Origin of the sequence: Lentzea sp. (assembly GCF_036380075.1) — a bacterium.
Lineage (GTDB): Bacteria > Actinomycetota > Actinomycetes > Mycobacteriales > Pseudonocardiaceae > Lentzea.
In genome coordinates this window covers 1-5326 of the sequence record NZ_DASVFL010000286.1, presented here as the reverse complement: position 1 = coordinate 5326, position 5326 = coordinate 1, and the positions used below count along the sequence as shown (strand labels likewise).

At 74.0% G+C, this 5326-nt stretch carries 6 protein-coding genes; 4 read left to right on the top strand and 2 right to left on the bottom strand.

The window, feature by feature from the left end; translation table 11 throughout:
* Positions 1–171: 171 nt before the first annotated feature.
* Positions 172–1023, bottom strand: a complete 852-nt coding sequence (locus VF330_RS30240; RefSeq protein WP_330855100.1) for a UbiA family prenyltransferase — start codon at positions 1021–1023, stop codon at positions 172–174.
* On the opposite strand from VF330_RS30240, the gene VF330_RS30235 reads away from it, so the two are divergent.
* The 4 genes from VF330_RS30235 to VF330_RS30220 are packed head-to-tail and all read left to right on the top strand — an operon-like array spanning position 1003 to position 4811.
* Positions 1003–2118, top strand: a complete 1116-nt coding sequence (locus VF330_RS30235; protein WP_330855099.1) for a type III polyketide synthase — start codon at positions 1003–1005, stop codon at positions 2116–2118. The two genes, VF330_RS30240 and VF330_RS30235, sit on opposite strands and share 21 nt — an antisense overlap.
* Positions 2115–2633 (top strand): isoprenylcysteine carboxyl methyltransferase family protein, encoded by a 519-nt coding sequence (locus tag VF330_RS30230; RefSeq protein WP_330855098.1) that lies wholly within the window; start codon positions 2115–2117, stop codon positions 2631–2633. The genes VF330_RS30235 and VF330_RS30230 overlap by 4 nt, the downstream gene beginning before the upstream one ends.
* On the top strand, positions 2626–3660 hold the full coding sequence (locus tag VF330_RS30225) for an NAD(P)/FAD-dependent oxidoreductase (RefSeq protein WP_253325547.1): 1035 nt from the start codon (positions 2626–2628) through the stop codon (positions 3658–3660). The genes VF330_RS30230 and VF330_RS30225 overlap by 8 nt, the downstream gene beginning before the upstream one ends.
* Positions 3660–4811, top strand: coding sequence for an NAD(P)/FAD-dependent oxidoreductase (locus VF330_RS30220; protein WP_330855096.1), 1152 nt, complete (start codon positions 3660–3662; stop codon positions 4809–4811). Before VF330_RS30225 ends, VF330_RS30220 begins: the two co-directional genes overlap by 1 nt.
* Here VF330_RS30220 and VF330_RS30215 read toward each other — a convergent pair.
* Positions 4797–5326: glycosyltransferase (locus tag VF330_RS30215; RefSeq protein WP_330855095.1), on the bottom strand; the 530-nt coding region annotated here is incomplete at its 5' end. The genes VF330_RS30220 and VF330_RS30215 overlap by 15 nt on opposite strands.

Here is a 5326-nt window from a genome sequence, read left to right as displayed (position 1 = left end):
GACGTGCTCAGCGAGATCGCGCTGCTCGGAATCGACTACCGCGAGGTCACCGACGAGTTGGAACGCCAGGGTGTCCGCAAGTTCGTCGACAGCTGGGACGAGCTCGTGGAGACCGTCCGCGGCGAGCTCAGCCGCGACCTGGCCGCTCCCGCGCCTCACGGAAGATAGCCGTCAGGTGCTCACGGTGAGCAGCAGCACCACGTCCAGCAGCGCGATCGCGACGGTCAGCCGGAACGCGATCGCGCTGTGCGGCGCGCGGATCGCGGCGGCGGTCGTGACGACGGCCAACGCGACCCCGGTCGTCACCACGACCGCCGAGTAGAGCGCCGACGCCCCGGCGGGAGCGAGGCCCAGCACGACCGACGCCGTGGCCAGGGCTCCCGCCATGACGATCACCCCCGTGCGCGGACCGAGCCGGTGGGGCAGGCCCCGGACACCGGTCTCCGCGTCCGCGCGCAGATCCGGGAGCACGTTGGCGAAGTGCACCCCGAACCCGAGCAGCGCGCCCGTCACCGGCACCCACCACGGCGGCCACGTCCCACCCGACCCCGCCGCGTGCACGCCGATCGTCAGCGCGGCGAACGAGAACAGGTAGGCGGCACCGGAGAAGGCGGTGCTCTTGAGACCGAGGTTGTACGCCCAGCCGCCCGCGGCGCTCAGCAGCAGCACGCCACCGGCGAACCAGCCCAGCGACAACGACGACACGACCGTCGCCAGCGCCGCCGCGACCGCGGCGGCCGCGACCGCGGACACCGGAACCTCTCCTGCGGCAGCGGGTTTGTCCGCGCGCCCGGCGGCGTGATCGCGGGCGGCGTCGATCCAGTCGTTGGACCAGCCGATCGACAGCTGGCCCGTGAGCACCGCGGCACCGAGCAGCGTGGCGCGCGGGCCGTCGATCCCGGCGCCCAGCCCGAGCAGGACCGCCACCACCGTGACGGCGAGAGCGGGCAGGGGATGACACGCGCGTGCGAGACCTTGCAGTAGTCGCAACGACTTCCGGCGGTGGATCGCTGTGCCGCTCATCTGCCGAGTGTAGGCGGAAGCCGTACCGTGACAGAGGTGACGACAATTTCGGCGGTGCACGGAGTTCTTCCGCCGCACCGCTACCCCCAGGCAAGGCTGACAAACCTGTTCGCCCGATTATGTCTGCCGGACTCCGCTTCCCGCGCGGTGGTCTCGCGCTTCCACAGCAGCGCCCGCGTCGGGTCGCGGCACCTCGCACTGGCCATCGAGCGGTACGACGAGCTCGACGGTTTCACCGCGGCCAACGACGCTTTCCTCTCCGTCGCGGTCGATCTCGGCTGTGAGGCCGCACTGGCGGCGCTCGCGGACGCGGGACTGCGACCGTCCGATGTGGACCTCATCGTGTCCACGACCGTCACCGGGATCGCGGTGCCCTCCCTCGACGCCCGGATCGCGGCGCGCATCGGCCTGCGGCCGGACGTGAAGCGGATCCCGATCATCGGCCTCGGCTGTCTGGCTGGCGCGGCGGGAGTCGCGCGGCTGCACGACTTCCTGCGCGGCTGGCCAGGCTCGGTCGCGATGCTCGTGTCGGTCGAGCTGTGCTCGCTGACCGTGCAACGGCAGGATCCCAGCGCTGCCAACATGATCGCCTCGGGTCTCTTCGGCGACGGCGCCGCGGCCGTCGTCGCTGTCGGCTCCGAGCACATCGGCGCCACGGCCGGTCCCCAGGTCGTGGACTCGCTGAGCCACCTGTACGCGGACTCCGAACGCGCGATGGGGTGGGACGTCGGAAGCACCGGACTGAAGATCGTGCTGGGCGCCGAGGTCCCCGAGCTGGTGCGCGAGCACCTCGCCGACGACGTCAAGAACCTGTTGGCACCACACGGTCTGGAGGTCGGCGACATCGCGCGCTGGATCTGCCACCCCGGTGGGCCGAAGGTCATCGAGGCCATCCAGTCGGTGCTCGGCCTCGACGAGCAGGACCTCGCGATGACCTGGCGGTCGTTGCACGAGATAGGGAACCTGTCCTCGGCGTCCGTGCTGCACGTCTTCGCGGACACGCTCGCGGCCCGGCCCGCCGCCCCGGGCGACTGGGGCGTGGTGATGGCGATGGGGCCGGGCTTCTGCGCCGAGCTGGTGCTGCTGAGGTGGTGAGCCAGGCGTGGTACTCGGTGCTGGTCGGCCTCGTCGCGGCCGAGCGGCTGGCCGAGCTGGTCGTCGCGAGGAGGAACCTGGCGTGGAGCCTCGCCCGCGGCGGGCGGGAGTCGGGGTTCGCGCACTACCCGTTCATGGTCGTGCTGCACACCGGCCTGCTGGCCGGGTGCCTGGCCGAGGTCTGGCTGTCCGGCCGCGCCTTCGTGCCCGCGCTGGGCTGGCCGATGCTCGCGCTCGTCGTACTGTCCCAGGTCCTGCGGTGGTGGTGCGTCCGGACGCTCGGACGTCAGTGGAACACCCGGATCGTCGTCGTGCCGGGGCTTCCGCTCGTGACCGGCGGTCCGTACCGCCTGTTCCCGCACCCGAACTACGTCGCGGTCGTGGTCGAGGGCTTCGCACTGCCCTTGGTGCACGGCGCGTGGCTGACCGCGTCGGTCTTCACCGTGCTGAACGCGGGTCTGCTGGCGGTCCGCGTCCGCGCGGAGAACGACGCGTTGCGGTCGGTCCGTGTCTGACCGGGTGCACGACGTCCTGGTGGCCGGCGGGGGCCCGGCGGGGCTCGCCGTCGCGCTGGGCTGCGCCCAGGCCGGCATGGACGTGCTGGTGTGCGAGAGGAGGCCCGGTGTGCTCGACAAGGCCTGCGGGGAAGGGCTGATGCCCGGTGCCGTGCGCGCACTGGCCGCGCTCGGGGTGGACCCGCCCGGCCACCCGATCGACGGCATCACCTACCGGCAGGGACCTCTGACGGCGCACGCGCCGTTCCGCTGTGGCGCCGGACGGGGAGTTCGCCGCGTCCGGCTGCACGACGCGCTCGGTGAGGCAGTCCGCCGTGCCGGGATACCCGTGCTGGACACGCCGGTCACCGACGTCCTCCAGCACGACGACCACGTGCGGGCCGGGGCGTTGCGGGCGCGCTACCTCGTCGCCGCGGACGGCCTGCACTCGCCGATCCGCGCTCTCGTCGGCCTGCGCTCGCCGGGCAGGACCTCCTCGCCGCGCTGGGGGCTGCGGCGCCACTTCGCCCTGGAGCCCTGGAGCGATGGGGTGGAGGTGACGTGGGCGCCCCGGTCGGAGGCCTACGTGACACCCGTGGCACCGGACACCGTCGGCGTCGCGATCCTGTCGCCGGTCCGGGGCGGCTTCACCGAGCAGCTCGCCGCTTTCCCCGAGCTGGCGGAGCGGCTGGCCGGTGCGGCACCGGTCTCGACCGTGCGCGGAGCAGGGCCGTTGAGGCAGCGGACCACCGGCCGGGTCGCCGGACGCGTGCTGCTGGCGGGCGACGCGGCGGGCTACGTCGACGCGCTGACCGGCGAGGGGCTCGCCCTGGCGCTGACGACCGGGGCCGAGCTCGTCCGCTGCCTGTCCGCCGGGCGTCCGGCGGACTACGACCGCGCCTGGGCGCGCACGTCGCGCCGGTCCCGCTGGCTGACGGAGTCGCTGCTGTGGGCCAGGAACCGGCCGGTGCTCGGGCGCCGGATCGTTCCCGCCGCAGTGCGCGCGCCGTGGCTGTTCGCCGCCGCGGTCGACCAACTGGCTCGCTGATGGCCGCGCGCGACCGGTGGGACCTGGTCGTCGTCGGCGCCGGGCCCGCGGGCTCCACGGCCGCCCTGGCGGCGTTGCGCGCCGACCCGGACGCCCGCGTGCTGCTGCTGGACGCCGCGGAGTTCCCGCGCGACAAGGTCTGCGGCGACGGGGTCGCACCGCACGCGCTGGACGTCCTGGGCGGGCTCGACGTGGACGTCGGCGCTCTCACCGCCGGCACGGCCCCCGTCCTCGGCCTGCGGCTGACCGCGCCGAGCGGCGTGACGGCCGCCAGGGGGTTCGCGCGCCCCACCTCGGTCGTCCCCCGCGCGCTGCTCGACGCGCGACTCGTCGCGGCTGCCCAGGAGGCGGGTGCGCGGCTGCGCCGGCACCGGGTGCGCTCGCTCGTCGCGGTGGCGGACGGCGTCGAGGTCGACGGGCGGTTCCACGCCCGCACGGTCATCGGCGCGGACGGCGCGGAGTCGGTCGTACGACGGCGAAGCGGAGCCAGGACCGCCAGACCGGGCACCACCGCCATCGCACTGCGCGGGTACACGAGCGCGGACCCGTGGCCGGAGCAGGAGCAGCGGCTCGTGATGGCCACCGCGCACTGGCCCGCGTACGCCTGGGTCTTCCCCGTCGGTGACGGCACCGCGAACGTCGGCTACGGCGAGCTCATCCGCACCGGTCCGCCGACGCGAGCGCATCTGACGGAATGCCTGCACGCGTTGCTGCCCGGCTGCCCTCCGCTGGCGCTGCGCGGCCACCGGCTGCCGTTGTCGCCGGGCAGGCCGGGCGTCGGCCGCGGTCGCGTGCTGCTGGCCGGGGACGCGGCCTCGCTGATCAACCCGCTCACGGGCGAGGGGATCTACTACGCCGTCCTGTCCGGAGCCCTCGCCGGTGCGGCCGCGACGACAGCGGATCCCGCCGGGCACTACCGGCTGTCGTTGCGCCGTCTCCTCGGCAGACACCTGCGGCACACCGATGCCCTCGCCCTGCTTACCCGCGCGCCCGCCCTCGTGGACCTGGCCACGGCCGCGGCACGTGACGACCGGCACGCCTTCGACGAGCTCGTCGAGATCGGCCTGGGAGGGGGCACGATCAGTTCCGGCCTCGTGACGGCGATGCTCAGGGCAGCGGCCGGGAGGCCGCCACGCTCACCTCGGCGTTGACGTCGTCCGTGCGCGGACGTGCCGCGGCGCGATCCCGCGGCTGGTCACCGCCGTGGCGTAGACGCGCACCAGGTCGGATGCGACGCGGTGCCAGGAGTACCGCGCGAGAGCCCGGTCTCGTCCCGCGACGCTGAGCAGTTCCCGGTACGTGCCGTCGGCGAGCAGCGCGCGCAGCGACTTGGCCGTGGCATCCGGTTTTCCCGGCGGGACCAGCACTCCGCTCAACCCGTCCACGACGACGTCGACGAGACCGCCGACCGCGGTGGCGAGAACGGGTGTGCCGCAGGCCATCGCCTCCAGCGCCACTCCGCCCGACGACTGCTCCCGTGGGGTGCACGCCACCACGTCGGCGGACCGCAGCAGCGCGGGCAGTCGGGAGTAGGGCACATGGCCCGCGAGCACGACGCGATCGCCGACCCCTGCCGAACGGGCCAGGGCGAGCAGTCTCCTGGTCTCCTGGTCACCGAGGGCGCCGCCCTGCGTGCCGCAGCCGGCGATCACGAGCTCCATGCCGT